The sequence below is a fragment of the Parasalinivibrio latis genome (genome assembly GCF_036825535.1).
In the GTDB taxonomy this organism is placed as follows: Bacteria; Pseudomonadota; Gammaproteobacteria; order Enterobacterales; family Vibrionaceae; genus Parasalinivibrio; species Parasalinivibrio latis.
Window position 1 is genome coordinate 2,072,247 of sequence record NZ_CP098812.1, and the last position, 26,724, is coordinate 2,098,970.

A 26,724-nucleotide genomic window follows, 5' to 3' on the forward strand; every position below is an offset into this window, starting at 1 on the left:
GCCAGAGGTCGCGCATTCTATCATGCAAGTGAAAAAATGACAGAAAATAGCGCCGCCCCTCAAGGAGAGCCGGCGCTATGTGCTTCAATCTTCCAAGATTAACCGGGTAAGGGTTATCCGGTTAAGAAGTTAATTACACTTCAATTTACAACCGTACAACTTACTTCTGTTCAACTACGTCAAACACCACTTCTCTTTCGCCAAACTTATGAGAGTGGATCTTTAGAACAGCGTTACCAGCACCCTTGGCTTTCACCCATAGACCGGTAGTCCCGGCTTCCAGAATGACTTCCTTAGGCCCCATTATTTCCAGATTGTCAGATGTGCTAAGCGTTAAGAAGTCAGAAAAATAGGGAAGAATGTTTCCTGACTGATCAACGGTTTCGATAAGAACCCTAGCGGTATCACTACAATTCGCAAGAAGCTGGTTCTTTTGAACATTCACCGTCAGATCGGAAGGTATTTTAGAGGCACTAAAGTGACGCTCGGCCACAACCTCTCCCTCCAGATAACCGGTAAAGATGGCATTTTTCCAACCGCCTCCCCAGGAATGCTTGCCGAATAGTTGGTCTGCAGCCTCTGTTCCAATAATCACAGGGGGATATGGCAAATGTGGATAATGTTCTCTCGCCGGGTAAAATTTTCCCTTAACTCCGTTCTCAAGCGTGAACTCAACACAATCACAGTTTGTGAGGATGATTAGCGGCAACACACCTGCGGCACATCGTTCACCAACGGTCCAGTACGTAACCGGCTCCATCACCGCTTTCCTGCTTGGATTGATCTGGCTGGCATAGACATATGCGGCAAATTTTGGCTTACGGAAGGCATCACTGACGCCGTGATGACAAACCATGTCACCGCTGCCGAATTCCTTGTGTGTGTTGTAGTCAGCCATACACCATGTGATTGCGCCGGAAATATTGTCATTTGAGTGGGCTTCATTCAGAACCCTCAAATGACGGGTGACATGCTCCATCTGCCAGTTTTCGTTGTCGATTCGCTTAGTCGGGAACATATGCCCATTGTATTCTGTGACGAGGTACGGAACATCGTAATCCTTGCCATGAGTGTCTGCTGGCTTACGCAGTGGGTCATCGGTCTCACCCAAGATAAAGTCATTTAACGTGAATACATCCTCTTGGAAGTCACCTTTAAAGTGACAACGTACACCGCCGGTTTGCCTTGTCGAATCCCATGCTTTGGCTTGCCTGTTGGTTTTGTCAAAAAAGTCGAAATTGTCATCGGATTCGTTGATACGAACTCCCCACAAAATGATACTGGGGTGGTTCCAGTCACGTTGAATCATCGCCTTGACGTTATCAACAGACCTGCTCTGCCAATCTTCATCACCAATGTGCTGCCAACCAGGAATTTCCTCAAATACCAGCAGACCGATTTCATCACACCGGTTCAGAAAATACGGAGACTGTGGATAGTGCGACGTTCTTACCATGTTAAATCCAAACTCAAAACGCAAAAGATCTGCGTCCAGTTCCTGTCCGGACTGACCCATGGCGTAACCAATGTACGGATAGCTTTGGTGGCGGTTTGCACCAATCAGCTTCAGATGCTTACCATTCAGGAAAAAGCCTTCCGTCGTAAACACGGCGTCCCTGAAGCCATGTCTGCATACGAAAGTGTCGGACGAATGCTTGTCAACGAAACGAACTTCTACCTTGTAAAGTTCCGGGTTTTCAATGTCCCAAAGTACAACCCCTTTCAATTCATCGAACTGCATTGTGGAAACAGCATTACCACAAAATCTCTCCACTTCTTCAACGTGTTCAAGAATAGCTTCGCCACGTTTATTACAAACGGTAACCTCGAACTTTCCTGCACTCCCTTCTTTAAGAAAAGATTCAAGATAGATATCCAGCTTCAAACCCGGTGAGGTCAGCACATTTACTGATTCTGCCTTCACGTTGAAAACTCTGCAGCTTGAATAAGTACGCAAATGGACATCTCGGTAGATTCCCGGGTAGCACAGATAGTCAATTTGCCCACCAAAAGGAGGAATTGATGGATTTTCTTTACCCGACATTGTCACCGTAATAAGGTTATCTCCACATTGGAGAAGAGGTGTTATGAGCACTTCAAATGGTGTATAGCCATCTGAATGCGCTCCCGCAAACTCTCCATTGACGTAAACCTTCGCGTCACACATCACCCCTTCAAAATATAGAAACTGTGTTTTAGCCAGATCACTACTCGTCATAGAAATAGTTCGTTGATAGGTGAAATCCCTGTGAAGGCTTTTTTCTGAAAAATAGCTCATAGGCAATTCAACCGAACAATGTGGAATCTGAACAGTTTCTATAGTTGGAATATTCGAGATATTCATATCGCAATAGTGGTTTTCGCAAAAAAGCCAATCACTATTTAGAAGAGTCGAATTATTCACGGTTTACTTCTCCAAAGATAAAGATTTACAACATGCGTTGGTGGTGAACCACGTATTGCAACGAACGAACACCTACAACAAGTAAAGTCTACATTGCCAAACTCATTGTCCCATTTTCCTGACAATGTCGATACAATGTGGTGGGCAAAACAATACTTTCTTTGACAGCCAAACAGTTGTGTTGAGGACTGTTTTTAAAAACATTGTTCTCAACATTCTATTTATTACTGATTTATTCAATTCTTATTTACAACACCATTCGACAGTTAAAAAACTTGCTGCCAAAAGATTGATTAATGTTCTCGTTGTAATGATGATCCAAGTGCTCGGGTTGTGAAAACCACCCTAAAGAAATAAGAGTGAACTATGTCACGCTGATACTAAACCAATATATTATTCTTAGACTGACATGGCATTAGTGAAGTAAATTTTTACTTGTGACTTTGAGCGAATTCAATTTCGTTAAGAACTCTTAGATATTTGCTTGCAAACAAACGTCCATTTCATATACATACTTTTGCAATAAGACTGTATTTTTTCAGAATCCTAATCGTAGATGTAAAAATGAACGCTCGGAAAACGTACTCAATCAACATCATGATGCCAGTTTAAGCAACACAAAGAGTGGAGGAACCAGCAGGAAAAACAGAGTAAAAACTCAATAACTTCATGTTCCCGTTGAAACAAAAATCAAGCGTTCTTACATAATCATGAATCAATTTTCTATGCTTTATCAGCGATCAAATTTGAAAAAGCTGCTGGACGCACTATTTTTAAAAGTGGACAGACAGCATGATTCTCTATGTGCCGGATTGTACAAACTGGGATTCGTTGGTGATCAATGCTGTCTTTATAACTTTGCACCTCAACGTCTTTTCTGTCTGGATTTCAATCATCTTATCTTACTGACTATTTTTGCAGCCCACCCAGTTAGAGGGATTTTATGGCGACAATAAAAGATATAACTAGGCTGGTTGGAGTTTCGTCTGCGACTGTCTCCAGGGTACTGAGCGGAGATGAATCGTTCTCGATTTCAGAAGAAAAGCGTTTGAGCATCATCAATGCCGCACGTCAGCTCGGCTACAAGACACCGAGGCAACGGAACTCCCAATTCCACACCTATTGGAATCTTACATCAGAAAACGGTAGCATCGCTGACTCTATTTCCCACAAAGCATTGACTATTATCAATTTTTTATCTCCCGATGATGAAATAAACGATCCCTATTACACATCTATCCGCATGGGTATTGAACAAGCCTGTATAGCCAAGCGAATTTCAATAAAAATCACTTTTTTAGACAATTTTCCACATGACCGAAAATTTTTGTCTAAAAGTATTGGAGTAATTGCTATCGGCCCCATCCCTCCGGAAGAAATCAGTGAAATAAGGAGACAGAATGAGAACATTGTCTTAATTGATCCTGTCACTGCTACCAGCCAACTGGATTTGGTCACTTACGACAGAAGTTCTGCATTACGAGAGCTTTTCCTCAATATCACGCGCTCAGGTGCAAAAGATATTGTACTGATTGACCACGGTGACGAAAAACTGTTGCTCGCTGACAACGTTGAAAGCCAGAATGGCAAAATAAATAGTCATTTTGAGAAAATTAACTTCTACAGTATTCAAGAAGGTTACGACGCGGCACTACGCATATTGAAGTCAGCAAAAGTGCCTGACGTCATCGTGACCGCGAATGACATCGTTGCAATTGGCGTGCTGCGCGCACTGCACGAACAGGGTGTGCAAGTCCCCGAGGACGTAGGCGTTATTGGAATCAACGATATAGATATTGCTAAAGATCTTTCCCCTCCGTTAACGACCCTAAAACTTTATGCAGAGGAAATGGGGCAAACAGCAGTGATGCTGTTACTAGAAAGAATGGAGGGACGAAAAATAGAAAAGAAAATCACGATTGGTCACAGATTTATCTGGCGGGAAAGCTTTAAGTCAGACGACTGACATAGTGTACAGAATCTGTTGAAAAATATGCCCATTTCAGATGCCTGTTGTTGATAAAGATAGGCAATCTAAAAAACAGATGCGAATATCCACTGCAAACTTGTGTAGATGCAACCTAATAAAAAATTTCACCTATTAAAATCTAATTGTCTTTTGATTAATCACAACAACATGCGTAATTCGAAAATCATCTAATTTATCCATACTATTTCCGCATTAATTATTTCACTACTACTTTCATACTTACTTTAATATCGAATCGCGCAAGTACCCGACTAAAGAATTAAACTTCAATTGCCATACTTTATCTCATTGTTTTAATTGATAAATAGTCAAAATCCAATTTTACTTTGCCGCACATTTTTTTACCCAATCCACTAATGTGATTGTTACCTCAATGTTAAGTAAATATTAGTAAACTTGATTTCAGAGTGATTAAGCTCACAGTTATCATTCCGTCATTCCTCAATTATTAAGTGGTAACGTTTACTTTTTTGTAATCGATGTTGTGCAGAAAGAGGAGAAAGACGTGTTACATAATAAGATGTTTAAAAACGCTGTTTTAAGTGCAAGTTTGATTGCCAGTCCGATTGCGGCTTACGCTGAAGAAATTACAGTTTGGGCTTGGGATCCTAATTTCAATGTCGCAATTATGGAAGAGGCTGCAAAGCGATATAAGGAAATAGACCCAGATACAACCTTCAACATTATTAGTTACTCGAAGAACGACATAGAACAAAAATTAAACACCATGTTAACTTCGGGTGTTTCAGAAAGTTTGCCGGAAATTGTACTTATCGAGGACTACAATGCACCGCTGTATCTCAGCGCGTACCCAGGTGCATTTGAACCTTTGACAACCTCAATCGACGTAAGATTATTTTCTCCCTATAAGTCGATGCTCGTATCTCAAGGGGATGAATTGTACGGAGTCCCGTTTGACAGTGGTGTCTCTGGGCTTTTTTACCGGAAGGATATCCTTGAGCAAGCAGGCTTTACTGCTGAAGACCTTCACAGCATCACCTGGGACCGATACATTGAAATTGGCAAGCAGGTGAAAGAAAAGACCGGTGTCGCCATGCTGTCTATGAATCCCACAGATATGGGACTGTTGTACATCATGTTGCAATCCGGTGGCGAATGGTTCACTGACGTAGACGGCTCCCTAAACCTCAGCAATAACAAAACCCTGATCGAAGCGTTAAAGACCTGGACTACCCTCCTTACCGCTGATTTTACGCGCCCAATCTCCGATTGGAGTGGCTTGGTAAGCGGACTCAACCAAGGATTGGCGGCTTCAGCGACAAACGGTGTTTGGTTTGTTCCAGCTGTTTCCTCTGAGAAATCACAGGAAGGAAAATGGGCCATTGCACCAACTCCACGCCTCTCTTTGGAAGGCTCTGTTAACGCGTCGAATTTAGGTGGTTCAAGCTGGTTCGTACTAAGTAAGTCTGACGATAAAAAAGCAGCAATTGATTTCCTTCAAAAAACATTCGCTTCAGATTTAGACTTCTACTCAAAAATACTGGTTGAGCGCGGTGCTGTCGCTACCTTTGTACCGGCATCAGATAGCGATGCTTACAAACAAAGTATTCCGTTTTTTGGCGGACAAAAAATCTACCAAGACTTTGCAAAATGGCAACTGGATGTTCCTGATGTAGATTACGGAGCTTACACAAGAGAAATTACCAGTGCATTGAATGCTTCTTTGCCAGAAATCATAAATGGCCGCCCTATTGAAGATGTGCTTAAACAACTTGAAAAACAACTTGAGTTTCAACTTCGATAATTAGCCTCGGGCGCCTCCCTTGAGGTGCCCTAAAAAATAACGAGGTCTTAGGAGCTAAATATGGACACATTGGCCAAATCTGACCCAAAAAATGTCGCCAAGAATAATTTTCATAGATTTTATAATATTAATGGCTGGGCGTTTGTTTTACCTGCCATTTTACTCACTACATTTTTTATGGTGTATCCTGTTATTAATTCACTTTGGATGTCTTTGCATTCAGGGCGAGGAACAGTCCAGGAGTTTGTAGGTTTCGGAAATGTTTTAAGACTGTTCCATGACCCATTTTTCACTCAGGCTCTTTCAAACACCTTTATTTTTCTTATTGTTCAAGTTCCAATAATGATTTTTCTGGCATTGGTTATTTCGTCTTGTTTAAATAGTGAAAACCTGAAATTCAAATCTTTTTTCAGATTGGCAATTTTTTTGCCCTGTGTGACGTCATTAGTTGCAAGTTCCATGCTTTTCAAAAGCATGTTCGCCTATGACGGAGTCATGAATGATTTTCTACTGTCAGTGCATGTTATATCAGAACCGATAGGTTGGTTGACTGATCCCTTCTGGGCAAAAGTGACCATTATCACGGCTATTACCTGGCGCTGGGCCGGTTATAACATGATATTTTATCTTGCTGCGCTTCAAAATATAGATAAATCAATTTATGAGGCCGCACGAATTGATGGTGTATCACCAGCCAAGCAGTTTTTCTTCATTACTATACCCCTTTTGAAACCGGTCATTTTGTTTACAACCATTATGTCGACGATTGGTACATTGCAACTATTTGATGAAGTAATGAATATTACAACTGGCGGCCCAGGGAATGAGACATTAACTTTATCCTTGTATATCTATAATTTGATTTTTGTCTACTCACCAAACTTTGGTTACGCGGCAACAGTATCTTATGTAATTGTATTCTTTTCCATAATATTAGCAGCGTTCCAGTTCTATGTTGCGAGGGACAAACAATGAGACTTCGAATTTCCCCGATACGGATAAGTATGTATGCTTTCTTATCGTTCATGGCATTTGTTTCTATTTTCCCGTTTTATTGGATGCTGGTTTCATCAACCAACTCAACCACTGAAATTAATAAAGGTAAACTGACTTTTGGTGATCAACTGATTAGTAATTTCATTAAGCTTAATGAACACGGTGATTTGCTTCTTGTATTTTGGAACACAGGAAAGATTGCAATTACAACAGCTGTGCTGACGCTAATCGTTTGTTCTATGGCTGGCTATGGTTTCGAAGTCTATCGAAATAAAAGCAGAGAAAAAGCATATAGTTTATTACTTGGCACCATGATGATTCCTTTTGCCGCTTTGATGATCCCTCTGTTCACAATGATGGCAAAGCTCAACATGCTTGATACACATTTAGCGGTTATATTGCCGGGTTTAGGTGCAGTGTTCATCGTTTTTTACTTCAGACAATGCACCAAAGCTTTTCCTAAAGAGCTGATCGATGCGGCGCGTGTAGACGGCGTAAAAGACTGGAAGATATTTTTCTATATTTATATGCCTGTGATGAAAAACACCTATGCGGCAGCTTTTATCATTGTATTTATGAATTCTTGGAACAACTTCCTGTGGCCACTGCTCGTATTGCAGTCGCCTGACAAAACTGTAATCAACCTTTTCTTGTCATCACTTGGCTCCGCTTACTTCCCTGATTTTGGGGTGATTATGCTGGGTACGCTCATTGCCACCATACCTACGCTGTTTGTGTTCTTCTTTATGCAAAAGCAGTTTGTAGCCGGAATGACGGGTTCAGTGAAGTAATTAGCGACGGAACAGAAAGAATTTACACAAGGGAAAATGCTGTTATGGCAAACATAAAACTATCTAATGTCGTCAAAAAATATCCCTCAGCCACTGTCATTCATGGTGTGGATTTGACAATAAACAACGGTGAATTTGTCGTATTTGTTGGGCCTTCAGGTTGCGGAAAATCTACGTTGTTGCGCCTTATCGCAGGGCTTGAAGAAATATCAGACGGTGAATTGGAAATAGACAATGCAATCGTGAATCATGTAGACCCTGCTGAACGTGGTATTGCAATGGTATTCCAGTCATATGCGTTGTATCCGCACATGAGCGTTGAGCAAAACATGGGTTTTGCTCTGCGTATGAATAATGTACCAAGGAAAGAAGTTCAGGAACGCGTTCAACAAGCTGCTGAAATTTTGCAATTGGACCACCTGATGTCCCGTAAACCCAAGGCGCTTTCGGGTGGTCAAAGACAGCGGGTAGCTATCGGTCGCGCAATCGTTCGCAATCCAAAAGTGTTTCTTTTCGATGAACCGCTTTCAAACCTGGATGCAGAACTTCGCGTGGATATGCGTCTGCAAATTGCCAAGCTGCATGAAGATCTTAAATCAACCATGATCTACGTGACACATGATCAGGTCGAAGCGATGACACTCGCAGACAAAATCGTTGTTTTAAGGGATGGGAAAATTGAACAGGTTGGCACTCCGCTGGAGTTATATCGTTCCCCTGCTAATGAATTCGTTGCCGGGTTTATTGGTTCTCCGAAAATGAATATGCTTCCGGCCAACGTGGTCAGTAAAAACCAAAATACAGTAGTAATTGAGTTGCCAAACGCTTCAGAGATTACCATTAAAGCTGATACTACCGGTTTAGAGATTGGCAGTGAGGTTATGTTTGGTATCAGACCTGAACACATCTACGTTGACCAGGAATTAGAAAACCAAGTGCTATTTAAAACAGACGCCGTTGAGCGCCTGGGTAACAGCACTTACCTGTTCGGAGAATTTGGCGGGTTTAATGATTGCCGAGTTCACCTCCCGTGGGATAAAGAAGTGCGCCGAGGTGAAACGCTGTCTCTGACGTTCAACTCTTCAGATTGTCACTTGTTCCACAAGGGAATCTGTATATCGAATACGTAAATATGCGTAGCCTTTAAGCTGTTTCCATTTTCATTCGGTACCACCATTAGGGCAAAAAAGTTGCTCAACCCCGGTAAACAACACTGTTTACTGGGGCTTTTATTTTCCTGCATCGATCACTTCCCTTCATTTTTCAGATTCCTCCCCAATATCAGGGTGATTAATTCATTGGCGGAGATACTTTCAGTCAATCAACTTTGGCTCGATGAGTAAAAAGAGAGACCAAATCTATCACCCTACCCGGTATTCCGTCGGGGTCTTGCCGGTTTTTTGCTTGAACACCCGGCAAAAGTAGTTTGAGTCCTGGTAGCCACAACGCTGGGCAACTTCCTCCAGGCGGAAGTTGTAACGCTTCAACATAAACTTGGCGCGCTCAAGACGTACCCAAGAAATGTAATCAGCAAAGCGCATGTGTCCTTCCTGCCTGAACAAACGTGACAGATAGTTGGGTGAAATATTGAAACGAGCTGCAACCGTGTCGCGGTTAATGTTCCGGTGGAAGTTTTCCTGCACGTAAATACAGATACCCTTGAACAGATCTTCCGTCCGACGGCCACTGCTCTCCTGTGGGCTGGCAATCATGTCTCTGCAATAGCTGAGCAACGCCTGGACCAGGAATTTGTCCATTGGCTGACGGTTGCGCTCATGGGTTAACGCCGACATTGCATTCAGGATGTGCTCAATGGCATGGCCGGTACGCTGCGGGACACTGTATTTGACGACGTCATAAAAACCTTCCTGGTTTTCATGTTTACTGACGAGACTGAACCCGAGCTGGCTTTTGCCAAATAGCAGGCTGAGTACTGAGCACTCACGATCCCAGTAAGGTTTGTTCCAGGCATTGGCAGGAATAAACAGCGCATCACCGACACTGAGAGTAATGTTATCCACCTCTGTCTGGGTAGCATCTATCTGGTTTTCATAGCAGCCTTGAAAAACCAGCTCTAAACGCGGGAAATTAACCTGGTAGCTTCCGGTTGGCGGGGTAACGGAGTCTTTGGCAAACCAGATTTTCTCCAAGGCATTCGTATCTTGGATGGCAGTTTCCAGCAGATCAATAAAGGTATCTTTCATTGTTTTTCTTTATTTTTCTTATGTGAACCTATTTTACCATTCGTACCCGTTCCACCCGGACGTGTTCCTGTTTTGAAAGCTGTTAAATGTGCCTTGTAGCACATCTTTGCTCTTTGCCAACAGACACCAATAAAAAGCGAGGAGACCGGCTCCTCGCTTTATTTAGGGGGTGAATTTGATTTCCAAATTACTTAGCAAAATGCTCGGCAATTTTTTCCATAATCTGTGGGGCTTTTTTCACTGCATCTGCCACACCGATTCGTACGATTTTCTTGCCTGCAAAACGCTCTTCTTTCTTAATCGCGATGTCTTTGGTCAGGATAATCACATCTGCATCACTGATTTCGCCCATTGCGATTTCATTTTCAATCCCGATAGAGCCCTGGGTTTCAATCTTAACTGCCCAGCCCTTCGCTTTTGCAGCCTGTTCCAACGCTTCAGCAGCCATGTATGTATGTGCTACGCCAGATGGGCAAGAGGTCACGCCTAATACTTTCATGTTTAACTCCGGTTCTTATTATTCGAATGTCAGTTCCAGCTCGTCGTTTGAAGTTTCTTGTTTTTCTTCAACGCGCTCGCTGATAGGTTTTTTCAGGGCATTTACCATCAGGGCAGTGGTTGCTGCACCAGCGATAACTGCAATGATGTAGTACATACGGCCTTCTACGACTGGCAGAACAATCAGGCCACCCCAAGGTGCGTGGTTCAGGACGTTGAACATGAAGGCGACAACGTTACCTACCATGCCGCCGACCACGATTGACGGGATAACACGCAGAGGGTCGTTAGCTGCAAACGGGATTGCACCTTCAGTGATACCGATACAGCCCATGATGCCTGCCGCTTTGCCGGCTTCACGCTCTTCAGGGGTGTAACGCTTAGGAGACAGCAGTGTTGCCAGGAACATACCCAGTGGTGGAACACAGATAGCCACACCTACACCACCCATCAGCCAAGGCTGGGTACCAACCTGAGTCTGGGCAAACAGGGTCGCAACCTTGTTGATTGGGCCGCCCATATCAAATGCAGTCATACCACCCAGTACCGCACCCAATACCGCTTTAGATGCGCCGGCCATTGATTGCAGGCCTTCGTTCATAAATGCCATGAATGCTGCAATTGGCTGGCCGATAACCCATACCACCAGCGCAGATACGATGAACGTGCCGCCGATTGGGATAATAAAGTAGGTAGAAAGCGCTTTAAGCTTGTTTGAAAGAGGGATGCGCTTCAGTTGCAGAACAACGTAACCGGCAATAAAGCCCACAATGATTGCACCGAGGAAACCGGCCTGTACCTGGTTAGCCAAGTAGGCACCAATCATACCCGGAGCAAGTGCCGGACGGTCAGCGATTGAGTAAGCAATGTAGCCGCCAAGGACTGGAACAAACAGGGTAAAACCTGCGATACCCATATCCCACAGACCTTCAAGGAATACACCTTCAGGTACAGCACCTTTACCGTTCAGCATGACTGACAGAGCCAGCAGTACACCACCCGCAACAACGAATGGGAGCATGTGGCTGGTACCCGTCAACAGGTGACGTTTTAAATCAGCGAGTTGATTTTTCATCCTTAATCACTCCAATGAAAGATTATGTAGTTATTCACCGCAAGCCCAAGGGTTACAGAGGCAGGGCCTGCTGGCGGGGGGCTTGTTGAGGCTGATTCTGCCGCCGTATCCGGACAGAAAAAATGGGATATTTGGGGCATTAACTGGAGTTTTGTAACCACTGATTTTGGATGTGATTCAGGTCTCGCTCACCGGGTAAGGAATGTGTGACAGGCTTCTCCCTTTCGTTTGGCGGAGTATTTAACCTACTGAAATTGACTGTTCTTTTTTCTCCAGTTGGCGCAACAAAAGTGCTATTGAGGTGTTCTACCTCTTACACGCAGCAAGCCGAACGTCTTTGAACAATCCGTCTTCTTTCGATTCCAACCTCTGAATGGGATTGCCATACTCATTACGCATCTGGACTTTTGGTGCATACAAAAAAACGGCACCCGGAAAACCGGATACCGTTATGTCTAAAAACTTGCCAGTGGTTTAGTTGGACGTTACAGGAATACCGTTCCCCCGCACGGTTGTTCTTGGCAACTCAAACACCACCGGGGACCATGCCGGCAATGTAATCGTTGTACCACTTACACCCGCACTCCCTTTCAGATTGGTCGTTTGCTCAGGGCTGACAGTCAAGCCTGATACGTGGGTATTAAAAGGAATAGCATCATTTGTCGCATTAATGGCTACCACTAATCCATCCAACGCCGGATCGATATCAGCTCCGGACGCCGTCCCATTGTCAATCGCCATGACAATCAGGCCCGGCACCTGGCCTGGCCCCGTGTTAAGGAAGCTGACTCGCTTGATCACTTCTTCCCCTTTACCCAGCGTTAACAACGGATAATGGGCTCGCAGTGCTGCCAGCTCTCTGTAATAACTGACCATGTTTGCTATTTCGGCATTACCCGGTTTGGCGTTGGTTCCATCGGTGTCTATCACTTTCTGGATCAGTGCGTAGTTGCCGCCGTCTTTGTCCTGCCGTGGCAAGCCTTTGTCCCAGTTATTGTCCTGAAGCGAGTAATCAACACGGTTATACCAGTCACCTGAATCATAGGAGTCTCGCTGCATGGACTTGGAGCGCAACAACTCTACTCCCTGATGGGTAAATGGCACTCCCTGCCCCAACATCGCTGTTGCCAATGACACCGCCTGCATCCGGACACGGGTTGCTACCGATGTCGAGTACGGGATTTTGTACTGGTTGTTATCCCACAGAGTCTGGTTGTCGTGCTTGGAAACGTAGTTTTGCACCTCTGTCGGGTCCGCAGCGTAGCCTGCAGGCTGGCCGTTGTAGTCTATCTCTGATCCACGTTTTCTGGCGCCGGTATAATCAGTCAGGATGAAATCCTTTAGGTTACCCGCCATTCCCAATCGAACCAGATCAGTACCGTGCAGCGCGGTTTCCCTTGATACGCTGTTCATATCATTGGCCATTGCGAGGGCACCATTACCAAATCCCTGGTTGGCACGAAGCCAGTCACCACCATCAAACGGGCCACCACCACGGACGGCATCACGCAATCGATCAGAGAACGTCCCTACACCTGTTCCAGCCATATTGGCCTGAATGGCCTGTTCAAACCGCGCGTTGTTGGCAACTTCACCGAAATTCCAGCCCTCGCCATAGAAATAGGTATCCGGATCAACGGCCCTTACAGCTGCCAGCGCATCAAGGATCTGGGCTTTGGGGTGATGTCCCATCAGGTCAAACCGGAACGCATCGACTTTGTAGTCTTTCGCCCAAACCACCAGCGAATCACGGATTAATCGGCCCATCATTGCGTTTTCAGGTGCGGTGTTTGAGCAGCAGGTTGATGTTTCCACGCTGCCGGATTGCGGGTTGAGGCGCTGGTAATACCAAGGGACAACCTTGTCCAAAACCGAGTGGACTGAATCCGGGCCAACGGCATTGGTGTGGTTGTACACCACATCCATCACCACGTTCATGCCGATGTCCTGCTTGATGTTCATCACCATCTCGCGGAACTCTTTAATGCGGGTCATACCATCCGGGTTGGTGGAATAAGAGCCTTCGGGCACCGTGTAGTGGTAAGGGTCATAACCCCAGTTGAAACTGTCAGTCGCCGAAACAAGACGGTTCAGTTTTTGAACTTCCGGGCTTTCCGGGCCATCGTCTGCAAGCAGGTTTTCTAACACTTCGGAAATCGTCTCTGTACCCGCGCAGTGGACTGTGAACTCAGTGCTCTTCACACTTGGGTTCACATTGCACAACTTACTGAACGGCTCGTTTATATCAGCGACACGGTCTGGGTCTTCATTTACCGAGACAATATCGAACACCGGTAACAGGTGAAGGTGGGTTACACCGCTTTGTGCCAGAGCCGTCAGGTGTTGAACCGGCACTGAGGCTTTTTCACTTAATGCGGCAAATTTGCCCCGGTGCGAAGCCGTTACCGTTTGATCATGCGCTGACATATCACGGACATGGGACTCATAGATGACAATTTCAGCCGGGTTTTCCTGACTGTGAGGGCTGGCAAGTGTATCCCACCCTGCCGGTTTCAAATCAGGACTGTCGAGGTCGACAACCTGGCTGTAAGCAGAATTCATCGCCAGACTGAGCGAATACGGGTCAGTGACTTCATATGTTCGTACTTCATCCACAGCTGGATGATAAATAGTGACACTGTAACGATAATAATCTCCATGCCCTAACTTGTTTGTATCGAGGAACCAGCTTCCGGAGTCGGTATCAAACTGCATTGGCAGTTCTTCTACCCGGTTCTTGTCCTTACCGTAATTGACAACCGATACAGACTGGGCAGTCGGAGACCAGAGGCGAAACTGCGTACTGCCGGAAACCGGGTGTGCGCCATAAGTTAAGTTGCTGTCTGCCGCCGTGCCATTTTGCACATAGAGATTGTCCAGCACACCCGCTGCCTGCACCTGGGTGGCCTGCAGAATATTCCCCTCTTCATCTTTGGCTACCGCATAGAGCTGGCCTTTTAACAATTGCTTGGCATTATCTCCCTGAAGTGGCAGCTCCCAGGTTCGCAGTGAGGAGAGATGTGGGAAACGGGATACCCAACTGCGGTTTAATGAGGGTGACGCTTCGATTTTCCGGTCATATCCAGAAACTGACTTGCCGTCAAACGCCAGGTTTCCGGAGCCAGATTGATAGAGTTCCACACTTTTTGCACCGGCAGGCATAAGCAAAGTTTGCCCATCAACCCAGTGGGCAGTTGCCCCCTTGAGATTGACGGGAGGCGCGGCCAGGGGTTCATAGTACAGGTTGCTGTCACCCTTGAAAGTGAACACCCGGTATCCGGCTTTGGCTGCTTTCTCCAGGTCTGCTTTCGCATCCAGAGGCAACGGCTTATCATCGCCCCGGTGAGGAATAAAGTTGATGCACCCGGTCGGGTCTTCCAGAAACGGAAGATCCCAATAGGCTCCGTAGGTCTTGTCTATCCCATCGAACGCCAGCCCACTGTTCCATTCTGTTCCCTGACCGTTATATGCGGCACACTGGTCGTTGTTCCATACATGCAGCGTCATATCCTGGTAATCATCAGCAGCCATGTTCAGGTAAACCCGGACATGACCCGGTTCCGGCAAATCCCCATTAACACCATCGTCCGGGTTGGTAGACGACCCACAACCGGATATAACAAAAGACGACATTACAGCAATGGCAGCAGCCAGTTTGGTGAGTTTAAAAGAATGCATAATGTGACCTTAAATTGATTTTTATATTAAGGACAAAAGTTGCACGGGATATCCATGCCCCTTGGTGTATTTATTCAGATGAATTTTTACAGATTTAATTTTTCTTTTCTTTACGCAGAATGTGACAGCCAGTCAAAATTAAAATATTTATTAAACTCCAAGTGATTTAATAAAATAAAGGCATCACCCAATTAAAATAAATGGGCGATACCTTTATCAAATCCATTAATTGCGTATCTACTTTGAGATAATCAACGCACTTGTTTTATTTCCTGACAGTTCAACATTAAATATTTTTTCTGGTTCAGTATTCAGTTTTATGCCACTCCAGAAATCAAACCAATCACATTCAATATCCGATTCCATTTCCACTGACACAGGGAGCCAATGACTTTCCAGATACGTGAAAGCACCATGCAGTGTTTCCCTGTCACCGAGGGAAACCTTGCCATAATTCAGGCTGATATCCTCGAAAACAACAGGGGATGATGTCTTTTGGCTTCTTTGAATCAGTGTATCAAGCGTCCTGCGGGCTTCTCCGGAAACCTGTTCCAGTGGGTCACCGGAGAGCAACAAGCCCCCCACCGCTGCGACAACATCACGGTGGTAACGGTAGCTGGCTGCCTCAGTTTCCTGCCCCGGAATGTCTACCAAAGTCACGCAGTCCGGGTCAATGTGCCAAAGCCGTTGGTGTTGCCAGCTGCGGTAAAAGCTCTCTCGGGCAATCTGGCTGAACCGGTGAGGGTTACGCTCAACATCATCCGAGACACGCATGGCATCCACCAGCCCAAGTGATGGCCACATCGGCGCATTGCAACCCAACAGCCATGCATCCCCGGCTCCCTTGGCAATCGCTTCCATGCCAAGGCGGTACGCCTCAATGCCCGTGATCTGCCTGTCTTCCCGAATGCCCTTCAAAGCCCCCCAGTAGTTGGCGTCCAGCTTAAACAGCTCAACACCCCACTCCTCACGCATGGTTTTCATTACCATAGTCAGGTGGTCACGCACAGCTTCCTGGCTGGTATCCAGCATCAACCAAGGCAAGCAGCGCCAGCCGCCGTAAGTCACATCTTCAGCTTTCAGCACTTCACCATCAGACGCTTTCACAAACCATTCAGGATGGTCCCGGAAAACGGCGGATTCCGGCTGTGCGATAAACGGCGCCATCCAGATTGCCGGCTTTTTGCCCCGGGCTTTGATTTCCTCAATAACTGTTTTCACCCCACCGTCAAAACGCTCAGACGGTGTCAGCCAGTCCCCCATAAATGCCTGGTAGCCATCATCCAGCAGCACCCATTCAATATCATTCAAATCACCGGTCATTTCGCTGACATTACCGGCAATATCAGCAGCAGAAACTCCCGCATAGTAGGCGTACCATGAGCACCATCCTACAGGGGATACGGCTGAGACCTGTTTCCTTGCGGGGTGGTTTTCAGCGATGGCTTCAGCAAATTCCCGGTATACCGCATCCAGCGTACCTGCCTTGATAACCGTGAGAGATTCAAGCGGATGCTCCGCTCCATCAAGGGGGATATTCTCACCGTCAACCAACGCCATCACTTGCCCGTTATGGAACTCAAAAAATCCGGCAAACCGGCGGCAGGAGGTAAAGCCATAGAGAGTAAAGGTGTGGGATTCTTCAATGACCAGGTAATTGTAAAATCGTTTTTTTTCATCGTTGCCATAAATCCGGTAGCTTTCATTATTATCCGGACAACGGCCAATATCTTTTGGCTGGCTTATTGTTCCTGCCGTCTGGCAGAGCATTTGAAACCCGTCGCCAATTACCCGGGCATTCTCACAGTGTTTTTCTTCAAACAGTGCCAAAGGGAAATAATCGGCAAGCGTTTCATTCCCTTCGGAGGAATAACAGAATGCGATGCTTTTATTTGACTTTAATCCGTTGATGTTTTCTGACATCAAATCATACGTTGGTATTTCGCAAGTTTTATTGTTCATTTTTATTTATCAGAAATTAACGTTGGAAAGAAAAAGTCCGGGATAATTCCCGGACTTTCTTTTTGATATTTAACCTTTCACACCGCCTGAAGTCAGGCCACCGACTAGGAACTTCTGGGCCAACAGGAAGACGATGGTAATTGGCAGGGCTGAAAGAACCGCAGCCGCTGCAAAGTCACCCCACAAGTAGTTCTGAGGGTAAAGGTATTGCTGCATACCTACCGCCAGGGTGTAACTGTTTACGTCTGTCAGCAGCAGGGAAGCTACTGGTACCTCTGCCACCACACCGATGAAGGACAGGATGAACACTACTGCCAGGATTGGCACAGACAGTGGCAGCAGTACCAGTCGGAACGCCTGCCAAGGTGTCGCGCCGTCCAGCGCCGCTGCTTCTTCAAGGGACGGGTCGATGGTTTCGAAGTATCCCTTGATAGTCCATACGTGCATCGCGATACCGCCGAGGTAAGCGAAGATAAGGCCACCGTGCGTGTTCAGGCCAAGGAACGGGATGTACTGACCCAGGCGATCGAACAAGGCATACAAGGCAACCAGTGCCAGTACCGCTGGGAACATCTGGAAGATCATCATCGCTTTCAGGATGGTGCTCTTGCCGGGGAAGCGCATACGGGCAAACGCATAAGCACTGGTGGTCGACATCGCCACAATAATCAGCGAGGTGATACCGGCAATTTTCACAGTGTTCCACAGCCACAGCATGACAGGGAACGGTGGTGGTGTAATTGAACCATCAGCATTGTGAACCGGGAAGCCCAGCGCCAGTCGCCAGTGATCCAGGGTCGGGTTTGACGGGATCAGTTCACCGCTTGCAAAGTTACCCTCACGCAGGGAGATGGCAATAATCATCAGCAACGGGAACAGAATCATTGCCAGGAACACCCACAGTACAGCATGGGTTGCCCATACGCGGTATTTCAGGGATTTCGGTTGTACCATTGGCATCGCGGGCACTCCTTAATCTTGCGACAGCTTGGTAAATTTCAGGTTCAACAGTGCCATACCACCCACCATCAGGAAGATAAGAGTCGCAATCGCACCGGCAAGGCCGAAGTCCTGGCCACCGCCACCCTCAAAGGCGATACGGTAGGTATAGCTCACCAGCAAGTCGGTATAACCGGCAGGCTCTGAGGTATTCACCATATTCGGACCACCGGATGTCAGCAACTGAATCATTACAAAGTTATTGAAGTTGAAGGCAAAGCTGGCAATCAACAGTGGCGTCAGCGGCTTCATCATCATTGGCAGTGTAATGTTGAAGAAGTTTTGGATTGGGCCGGCACCGTCGATTGCAGAGGCTTCGTACAGATCTTCAGGGATGGATTTCAGCAGGCCCATACACAGGATCATCATGTAAGGGAAACCGAGCCAGGTGTTCACGAGCACTACCATCAGCCTCGCCATCACGGGGTCTGAGAACCACGCCGGTTTGATACCGAACATGGCTTCCAGGAACATGTTGATTTCACCGAAGCTCTGGTTGAACAGGCCCTTGAATATCAGGATAGAGATAAACGACGGCACGGCATAAGGCAGTATCAGCAGAACACGATAGATACCCTGCCCTTTCAGCGGTTCCCATTGAACGACACATGCCAGCACCATACCGACAGCCAGGGTCAGGAATACCGCCAGGAAGGCAAAGACCACAGTCCAGATAAAGATGCCGATAAAAGGTTCTTTGATGCCGTCATCCGTCAGAACGCGGTGGAAGTTGTCCATGCCCACGCCGACAACAAAGCCCGGTGATACAGGTTTGCCGACAAACTGGTTTTCAGCATCCACTTTCTGGTAATAACCGGTTTCCATGTTTGGCTTGTAGAACGCTTCTTCACGGTTATTGTAAAGCGTTGAGCCATCTTCCTGCATGGTGAACAGAGGGCCTTCTGCTGCAAATTTGCGCAGCCCACTCATTCGGATTTCTTCACCGCTTGGCATTTCAAGCATCAGCTTGGAAAGTTCGCCGCGGTTTTTCACAATGGTCTTAATTGGGGCTTTTTTGCCTTCCGGTACAGAAACCACATCCAGTTCCATCGGGGCAACCGGGATGTTGGTCAGGGTAAAGGTGCCAGTTTCCAGCAGCGTACCATTGTCTTTAACGACAATGCGGTAACCGTCTGTGGATTCATAAAGGTCGAAACCGTACGAGGCACCTGACTGGAAAGTCCGGCTCAGCAGCACCGACTGCGCACGCTCTATGGTGAGCTGGTTGGATGCGCTGTAGTTGGTAAACGCAAGGCCCACAGTATAAAGCAGTGGGAACACCACAAAAATCACCATACCGGCAATACCCGGGTAGATGTAGCGGTGTGGGTAAGTTTTGTTGCTACCAAAGATAAAAACGGCCAGGGCTGTCAGGAATACAGTCAGCAGCGCGAAGGCAATTTCACCCTGGGCATACATAAGGATGGTGGCGTAGCCGTTAACCGCAGTAATCAGCGAAAGGATGGTCCACTTAATATACTTGCGATGTTGAGAGATCTTTTTTTCTGGTTGCGGCTCAAGGAAGCCCGCGTCATGCACTGGCTGCATACCAGCTCCTTACTTTCAGAATCCAATACGGACGGCAATGTGTTCGGCAAGTGTTTTAAAACAGCAGGGAAGGCGTACCCCTCCCCACTGAGGGTGCGTATTACTTCAGCATTTGCTTGGCAGCGGCATCCAGCGCATCGTTAACAGACTGGCGGCCGTCAACTACGTTTTGAATTGCGTTACCTTCTGCATACCAGAACGCCTGCATTGGCGCGATGTTCGGCATGATTTCACCCTTCTCTGCGTTTTCCATTGTCGCAGCGATACGGCTGTCTTTTTCCAGCTTGTCCTGGAAAGACTTCAGGGCAACAGCACCAAGTGGCTTGTCGTTATCAACCATCTGCAGGCCTTCGTCATTCATCAGGTAGTTTTCGATGAACTCAACAGCCAGGTCACGGTTTGGAGAAGCAGAGCTGATACCGGCAGTCAGGATGCCAACGAATGGCTTGGATGGGTTTCCGTTCAGTTCAGGCAGAACGGCAACGCCATAGTTAATGCCTGACTTGTCGATGTTGCTCCAGGACCAAGGGCCATTGATGGTCATTGCCACATTGCCCTTGTTGAACTCAGATTCAGAGATGCTGTAATCCATATCCGGTGAGATAACGCCCTTGTCTACCAGGCTTTTCACGAAGTTCATGGCACGGCGGGCACCGTCATTGTTGATACCGATATCCTTGGCATCATACTTCTGGCCATCAAACTTGAATGCATAACCGCCGTCAGCAGCCAGAACCGGCCAGGTGAAGTACGGTTCGCGCAGGTTCCACATGATGGCGCGCTTGCCCTGCTTTTTCAGTTCTTTGTCCAGGCCTTCAACGTCTTCCCAGTTCTTTGGCGGGTTAGGCACCAGATCTTTGTTGTAGATGAGAGAGAGTGCTTCTACCGCGATAGGGTAACCGACATATTTGCCGTCATACTTCACTGCGTCCCACGCGAAATCGACAACGTTGTCTTTCAGCTCAGCCGAAGGTTTGATCTCAGCCAGCAGGCCCGCCTGTGCGTAACCGCCAAAACGGTCGTGTGCCCAGAAAACAATATCCGGACCATCACCGGATGCTGCTACCTGAGCGAATTTGTTTGCCAGATCATCAGGGAAAGCAACCGTAACAGGTACACCCATATCTTCTTCGAACTTTTTACCCAGTTCCGCCAGACCGTTGTAACCTTTGTCACCGTTAATCCAGATGGTGAGCTGGCCTTCCTCGATGGCCGCGGTGGCGTTGGCTGATGCAAGCGCTGCTAAGGTACAAAGTGCAACACTGGTGAGAACTTTCTTCATCTTTAACGTCCTTTCTGATTGTTATCGAATTCAGGCCGGCGATTGTTCGGCCTGTCAAACCTGAAGTAACAGTGTCATCTTCCCGCAGCCCTATGGGAATGAGATCATCCTTTGGACTACGCCCCCGACTACCTCAGGTGAAAAACATGATCCAGCTCTCGCACTATGCGTTACCCAGATCACAAAATGTGCATATGATGTGATGCGTCGCACATGGTAATGCCAATAAAATTCGACATCAGCCTAGTTAGTTCAAAAGTGTGACGGGTGCACTCATCCCCCCTCATCCCCCACTAATCCCCTTTATAAGGAGGATGATCAAACCAGTTCGATTAAGCAGAATGGCAACATGACCACTGCGGAAAGAGTCAGCTCTTTTCAGGAAAGAATACAGGCCGGTTGCCTGCAGCGAGTTGGCAACCGGCGATAACAACTTAGAGGAAAGAACGCAATGGCGAGCGTAACCTTACGAAACGTCTGTAAAGCCTACGGTGACAACCTGATATCCAAGGACGTTGACCTGGATATCGCAGAAGGTGAATTTGTGGTGTTTGTTGGCCCGTCGGGCTGTGGTAAATCCACTCTGCTGCGTTGTATCGCGGGTTTAGAAGACATCACCTCCGGTGATCTGTTCATTGGCGGCGAACGCATGAATGAAGTTCCGCCATCAGAGCGTGGCGTGGGTATGGTGTTCCAGTCTTATGCCCTTTACCCTCACCTGAACCTCTATGACAACATGTCATTCGGCCTCAAGCTCGCCAAGGCTGACAAAGCAGAAGTAAAACGCCGCGTAGAGAACGCCGCCAACATCCTGCAACTCGGCCACCTGCTCGAGCGCAAGCCTAAGGCCCTGTCCGGTGGTCAGCGCCAGCGCGTTGCTATCGGCCGTACCCTGGTGTCACAGCCAAAGGTTTTCCTGCTGGATGAACCACTTTCCAACCTGGATGCTGCCCTGCGTGTCCAGATGCGTATCGAAATTGCCAAACTGCACAAGCAACTTGGCTGCACCATGATTTATGTAACACACGACCAGGTTGAAGCGATGACCATGGCCCAGAAGATTGTTGTTCTGGACAAAGGTTTTGTTTCCCAGGTCGGCAAGCCGCTCGAACTGTACCACTATCCGAAGAACCGTTTCGTGGCCGGATTTATCGGTTCTCCGAAGATGAACTTTATGAGCGTGCAGGTTGAAGACGTCGAGAAAGAACGCGTGATGGTGCAACTGGCAAACGGCCAGACCATGTGGCTGCCTGTAGACGGAACAACCGTTGAAAAAGGCGCTCGTATGTCCCTGGGCATCCGTCCTGAACACCTGCTCGCCAAAGAAGAAGGCGATGCCTATGTAGACGGCGACGTTCAGGTTGTTGAAAAGCTGGGTTACGAGACACAGGTTTACCTGAAGCTCAAAGAAGTAGATGCCGATTTCATCTACCGTCGCCCGGATACACTGGACATTGACGCAGGCACCACCTTCCCGGTTGGAATCCCTGCAAACCGTTGCCACCTGTTCCACAGCAGCGGTGAAGCCTGTCAGCGCCTGTACAAAGAAACCGGTGTTTAACAGCAAGCAAAGAAGTTAGCGAGTTCCTCCATATTCCCCCTAATACCCTTAAAAGGTTTTGCCCACCAACATTTTGGTGGGCTTTTTTTTGCTGCCGTATTCTGGACTACTTCACGAACATTTCATTCCACACCATCCGGTGGTCAGAAGAGATATCCTTGCCGTCACCAAACTGCCCGACCCGGTCATCGTTCATCAACAAACGCCCCGGCTCACCGGTTGCCGGCCAATACACCCCGGATGCCGTAACATGCAGGTTTTGTGAGGGAATAACATGATCCACCCGCAGGCCGAATGTACTGGTGGCACGATCCGGATACTGCCCGGCAAAACCCTCTTCCAGCGCACCATTACTGACCGGAACAAGTTCACCCACCGTTGATGCAGTATTCACTTCCGGTAAGGTCAGCAGATTCGCGATAGTGTCACGGAATCCATCCCCTTCAAGCGGATCGGCATTCAAATCCCCCATCACCACGAAATTTGCACCAGCTTCCAGCCCGCCAGTATTGCCGTTGTCGTCATAGAAGTAATCCGCACCCTGGATGTAATCAATCCAGAACTGGATTTCATCCCGGTTCCGCAGTTTGTTATTTTGCGTCACCGTATCGAAAACCGGTGGCGTCGGGTGTGAAAGCAGCAAATGCACTGTGCGCTTTCCCCAGAAGGTATCAATCACTACCGGTACATCCGCATGGTTTTTTGATGAAAGCCTTACCTGGTTCCATTCGCCATCGGTGTACCAGTTATCCCCACAGCTCATGCCATCCGGGATCGGATTGTGCGGGTCATTGCAGTTTGTGATAGTCGGGATATCTGCCGTGGGCAAGTCTTTCCACTTAAAATGCTGAAAGGTTCGCACCTTCTTTTTGAGGATTTTATGTTTGGACATCACCGCAAAGGCATATTGCCCGTGATAGAAACCAAATCCCCATGCATCACCGGGAAGCTGGCCTGTCAGCCCGTCATTATCCAGATCCAGCCCACTGTTCAGGCCGGTATTTGTCGGAAAGCTTTCGATGTAGGGAAAATGGATAGGTTTGAGTTTGTCACCGCCATCAATGCTGTTCAGGCTCTGGCCATGTGCCAGATAGTGTTTTTTGAAGCCTTTCAGCGCGCTCAGGTTTGAACCTGTGCCGTCATTGTTAAACTCACCCATCATAATCACATCCGGCCGGTTGGCCTGGATAATCGCCGCCATATTGCGAATTTGGATGATCTTTTCCGCTTTAGTCCGGTCTTCCGGGGCCATGGCATCTTTATCATCCATATACGCCCGCACCAGTTTTTTCTGCTTACCCGGCGGGGTCTGCATTTCGTCAGCCAACTGCTCGAACGTGGAGCGGTCAAACGAAAGGTTGAACGATGCCATTTTCACCCTGCCGTCTTTACACCCCACCAGCGCCAGCACACTGAGCGCCAGCACCAAACCCATTTTGAGTACCTTCATTAGAGATTCCTTTTGTTGTTGGGATAATACATGAAAAGCACACAGACCGCCGACATGGCAGCCATTTGGAAACCTGCACCATGAACTTTAGGATGCAGTCAGGTCAGGCTACTAGATGAGTTTTAAGAGTGGGTGAAGGAAAGTGGGAAGTGGGTCGATTGGGCCAACAGAAAACTGTACGGAAACAGGATTGCTCACTATTCGTTTTCTGCTGTATCATATTGATTATATTAGATAAGGCACGCAAGTGAAGTGACCCGTTACGAAACTATACGACAAGATTTCAGCAGAAAAACGGACGCGGTGCTTTCTATTAAATTGTTATGCCCTAAGTCTATATTTTGACTATCATTTGTGTTGATGTTGGTTATAGGAAGTAAAAATGAAAAAACGAATGATCTTATTAATTGCCGCATTATCGGCAATCGTAGGCTGTGCAGATTCTCATTCTTTGAAAGTCACTCAGGCAGACAGTAATGTGAAGTTGAGCCCTGGTAATGCTGTTTATATTGCATTGTCTCAGGATGGGCAGTACGGAAATCATTATTACTCTGGTTCTGGACGAATGGTTAGCCAAGCAGTCAAAGGTGAATTGATCATAACTCTCAACAACGTTGTTATAGCTCAAAGACCAGAAGATTACAATACAGCATTAAACTTCGCTGCTTCACGCAAGTTTGACTATTTAGTGTATCCGACAATTTTGCATTGGGAAGATAGAGCCACAGAATGGTCAGCTAAGGCTGACAAAGTGAAAGTTAAGATAGTTGTTGTCGACGTTAAATCTGGTTCTGTAATTAAATCTGGAATTATTGACGGTAAAAGTGGGTTAGCTACTTTTGGTGGGGATAAACCACAAGATTTATTGCCTGAACCTACGAAAGAGTTCATGTCTAGTCTGCTCTAAGAGAACGGGCATAACACATATGAGCCCTTCTCCGGTCAATAAGCAATAGTATTCTTTTGGCTGCGTAAGCAGCCAATGCTTTCGGACAACAAAGCTGTCTACTTCGTTTTGTCATTTCCACCATTAAGTCATTGCTTACGGCAAACACATATAGAGGGTCTCTTACTGCGGTCTTACCGCTGCCTGCTAATCAAGTAACAGGGCCAGACTAGGCGTCCCCCACGACATTCATCGGTTAACCCAGGCTGGCACTATTCAAAAAGAGGGGTAAACAGTTGTTTTCCAGTTATCTTCAGGCTCAGATTGGGTGTAAGCAACTTTGTTGTTCGCTTGGTGCGCAACAATGGGGCGGCTAATCAAAGCAAGGAGGTGCTATAGGGACACACACCCTTAGCAACTGAGAAATTCCTCATTTTCAATGTCTGTTGTTCTAGCTCGAAAAATAACCAGACCGACATTACGGTATCCAGGAAATCAGTTAGGCTCATTGCATTGATTGAGTGAATGCTTATCGCCATGACCGTTGCCCGTAAATATCAAATCAGCCTTGACGCCACACTTTATTATCTCTGTGTCTCACGTTGTGTGAGACGCGCGTTTCTTTGTGGAACAGATGAACATAAAAGTAAAACTTTTGAACATAGTAATTTTTCTCACCACAGTTTTTGTCGCAAAGTACATAGGGGCTCAAATAGGCGTAACCTATAATATCATTTCAGATCCGTTGAACTATAAATTGGCTTTATTCGACTTTTCGCTGTACGTAACGGTTTATCTCGCACTCAACTATTTATATGACAAAGGAAAAGTTGCCTTGAAAAAACTAAGGAAAAACTGAATTAGCCTAACGCATATGAGCCCTTTTCCGGTCAATAAGCAATAGTGCTGAGCTACAAGGACACACACATTAGCAACTCTAATCTTAGCCAACTATTTTATTGCCGCTTAGCAAAGCGTTAGCCATGATGGGGCTTGCTACACTCAAAGTGATAGAATAGTATCACTTTAGTATTCCTTTGGAGCCGCTCTCATGAAAGTAGAACTAGTTACATCACTTAAACGTCAAGCAACCAAGATCCTCGCCGATCTCCACGACACCAAAGAACCAGTGTTAATTACCGAGCATGGTAAGCCGTCCGCGTATCTAGTTGATGTTGATGACTACGAGTTTATGCAAAATCGTTTGGCTATTCTTGAGGGTATTGCACGAGGTGAACGCGCACTAGCTGACGGTAAAGTGGTAAGTCATGATGAAGCCAAGGACAAAATGTCAAAATGGCTGAAATAATCTGGACTGAGCCAGCGTTATCTGACCTCAACGATATTGCTGAATATGTCGCACTTGAAAATATCGTGGCTGCAAAGCAATTAGTGCAAACGGTCTTCTCCAAAGTCGAACGTCTACAAATTTTCCCAGAATCAGGTCGTATACCACCCGAACTAGAACATTTAAATTATCGTGAAGTGGTAGTTAATCCATGTCGTGTTTTCTATAAGCAAGACGGTGACAAAGTGTTTATTCTGTTTGTTATGCGTGCAGAGAGAGAATTACGTAACTTTCTGTTGAGTAAGCGATAACCATTTGGAATGAGCGGCTAACAAGCGGTACTACAA

General features: G+C 46.7%; 19 protein-coding genes. 9 read left to right on the forward strand and 10 right to left on the reverse strand.

The features are described from left to right. Positions 1-160: 160 nt before the first annotated feature. Entirely contained in the window at positions 161-2,404 is a 2,244-nt protein-coding gene (locus NF212_RS09665; RefSeq protein WP_434355034.1) for a glycoside hydrolase family 2 TIM barrel-domain containing protein, read from the reverse strand. 943 nt (positions 2,405-3,347) lie between these two features. Here NF212_RS09665 and NF212_RS09670 point away from each other — a divergent pair. From NF212_RS09670 to NF212_RS09690, 5 genes are all read left to right on the forward strand, one after another. Beyond that, the gene (locus tag NF212_RS09670; protein WP_434355036.1) at positions 3,348-4,370 is read left to right on the forward strand and encodes a LacI family DNA-binding transcriptional regulator; all 1,023 of its coding nucleotides are present in this window, start codon (positions 3,348-3,350) and stop codon (positions 4,368-4,370) included. A gap of 529 nt (positions 4,371-4,899) precedes the next feature. Continuing rightward, the gene (locus tag NF212_RS09675) at positions 4,900-6,159 is read left to right on the forward strand and encodes an extracellular solute-binding protein (RefSeq protein WP_434355038.1); all 1,260 of its coding nucleotides are present in this window, start codon (positions 4,900-4,902) and stop codon (positions 6,157-6,159) included. 60 nt (positions 6,160-6,219) lie between these two features. After that, the gene (locus NF212_RS09680; RefSeq protein ID WP_434355040.1) at positions 6,220-7,134 is read left to right on the forward strand and encodes a carbohydrate ABC transporter permease; all 915 of its coding nucleotides are present in this window, start codon (positions 6,220-6,222) and stop codon (positions 7,132-7,134) included. Then, positions 7,131-7,946, forward strand: coding sequence for a carbohydrate ABC transporter permease (locus NF212_RS09685; protein WP_434355042.1), 816 nt, complete (start codon positions 7,131-7,133; stop codon positions 7,944-7,946). Before NF212_RS09680 ends, NF212_RS09685 begins: the two co-directional genes overlap by 4 nt. A gap of 44 nt (positions 7,947-7,990) precedes the next feature. Then, positions 7,991-9,076, forward strand: a complete 1,086-nt coding sequence (locus NF212_RS09690) for an ABC transporter ATP-binding protein (protein ID WP_434355044.1) — start codon at positions 7,991-7,993, stop codon at positions 9,074-9,076. Positions 9,077-9,307: 231 nt separating this feature from the next. Here the strand turns inward: NF212_RS09690 and NF212_RS09695 are convergent, their stop codons facing one another. From NF212_RS09695 to malE, 8 genes are all read right to left on the reverse strand, one after another. Next, a complete protein-coding gene (locus NF212_RS09695; protein WP_434355046.1) occupies positions 9,308-10,150 on the reverse strand; it encodes a helix-turn-helix transcriptional regulator in 843 nt (280 codons plus the stop codon). 187 nt (positions 10,151-10,337) lie between these two features. Beyond that, a complete protein-coding gene (locus NF212_RS09700; RefSeq protein WP_434355048.1) occupies positions 10,338-10,649 on the reverse strand; it encodes a PTS fructose-like transporter subunit IIB in 312 nt (103 codons plus the stop codon). A gap of 18 nt (positions 10,650-10,667) precedes the next feature. Beyond that, positions 10,668-11,723 carry a PTS fructose transporter subunit EIIC gene (locus NF212_RS09705; RefSeq protein ID WP_434355050.1) on the reverse strand — a complete coding sequence of 352 codons (1,056 nt, stop codon included), beginning with the start codon at positions 11,721-11,723 and terminating at the stop codon, positions 10,668-10,670. Positions 11,724-12,197: 474 nt separating this feature from the next. After that, on the reverse strand, positions 12,198-15,401 hold the full coding sequence (gene pulA, locus NF212_RS09710) for a pullulanase-type alpha-1,6-glucosidase (protein WP_434355052.1): 3,204 nt from the start codon (positions 15,399-15,401) through the stop codon (positions 12,198-12,200). A 237-nt stretch (positions 15,402-15,638) separates the two neighbouring features. Continuing rightward, entirely contained in the window at positions 15,639-17,363 is a 1,725-nt protein-coding gene (locus NF212_RS09715; RefSeq protein ID WP_434355054.1) for a glycoside hydrolase family 36 protein, read from the reverse strand. A 69-nt stretch (positions 17,364-17,432) separates the two neighbouring features. Further along, on the reverse strand, positions 17,433-18,323 hold the full coding sequence (gene malG / locus NF212_RS09720) for a maltose ABC transporter permease MalG (protein ID WP_434355056.1): 891 nt from the start codon (positions 18,321-18,323) through the stop codon (positions 17,433-17,435). 12 nt (positions 18,324-18,335) lie between these two features. After that, positions 18,336-19,910 (reverse strand): maltose ABC transporter permease MalF, encoded by a 1,575-nt coding sequence (gene malF / locus NF212_RS09725; RefSeq protein ID WP_434355058.1) that lies wholly within the window; start codon positions 19,908-19,910, stop codon positions 18,336-18,338. A 100-nt stretch (positions 19,911-20,010) separates the two neighbouring features. Further along, on the reverse strand, positions 20,011-21,192 hold the full coding sequence (gene malE, locus NF212_RS09730) for a maltose/maltodextrin ABC transporter substrate-binding protein MalE (protein WP_434355060.1): 1,182 nt from the start codon (positions 21,190-21,192) through the stop codon (positions 20,011-20,013). Between the two features lie 451 nt (positions 21,193-21,643). Here malE and malK point away from each other — a divergent pair, with 451 nt between their 5' ends. Then, on the forward strand, positions 21,644-22,753 hold the full coding sequence (gene malK / locus NF212_RS09735) for a maltose/maltodextrin ABC transporter ATP-binding protein MalK (protein WP_434355062.1): 1,110 nt from the start codon (positions 21,644-21,646) through the stop codon (positions 22,751-22,753). A 106-nt stretch (positions 22,754-22,859) separates the two neighbouring features. Here the strand turns inward: malK and NF212_RS09740 are convergent, their stop codons facing one another. After that, positions 22,860-24,203 (reverse strand): endonuclease/exonuclease/phosphatase family protein, encoded by a 1,344-nt coding sequence (locus NF212_RS09740; RefSeq protein WP_434355064.1) that lies wholly within the window; start codon positions 24,201-24,203, stop codon positions 22,860-22,862. A gap of 382 nt (positions 24,204-24,585) precedes the next feature. On the opposite strand from NF212_RS09740, the gene NF212_RS09745 reads away from it, so the two are divergent. From NF212_RS09745 to NF212_RS09755, 3 genes are all read left to right on the forward strand, one after another. Beyond that, positions 24,586-25,110 (forward strand): DUF4823 domain-containing protein, encoded by a 525-nt coding sequence (locus NF212_RS09745; protein WP_434355066.1) that lies wholly within the window; start codon positions 24,586-24,588, stop codon positions 25,108-25,110. A gap of 1,030 nt (positions 25,111-26,140) precedes the next feature. Then, on the forward strand, positions 26,141-26,398 hold the full coding sequence (locus NF212_RS09750) for a type II toxin-antitoxin system Phd/YefM family antitoxin (RefSeq protein ID WP_005448240.1): 258 nt from the start codon (positions 26,141-26,143) through the stop codon (positions 26,396-26,398). Next, on the forward strand, positions 26,386-26,688 hold the full coding sequence (locus tag NF212_RS09755) for a type II toxin-antitoxin system RelE/ParE family toxin (protein WP_434355069.1): 303 nt from the start codon (positions 26,386-26,388) through the stop codon (positions 26,686-26,688). Before NF212_RS09750 ends, NF212_RS09755 begins: the two co-directional genes overlap by 13 nt. Positions 26,689-26,724 lie beyond the last annotated feature (36 nt).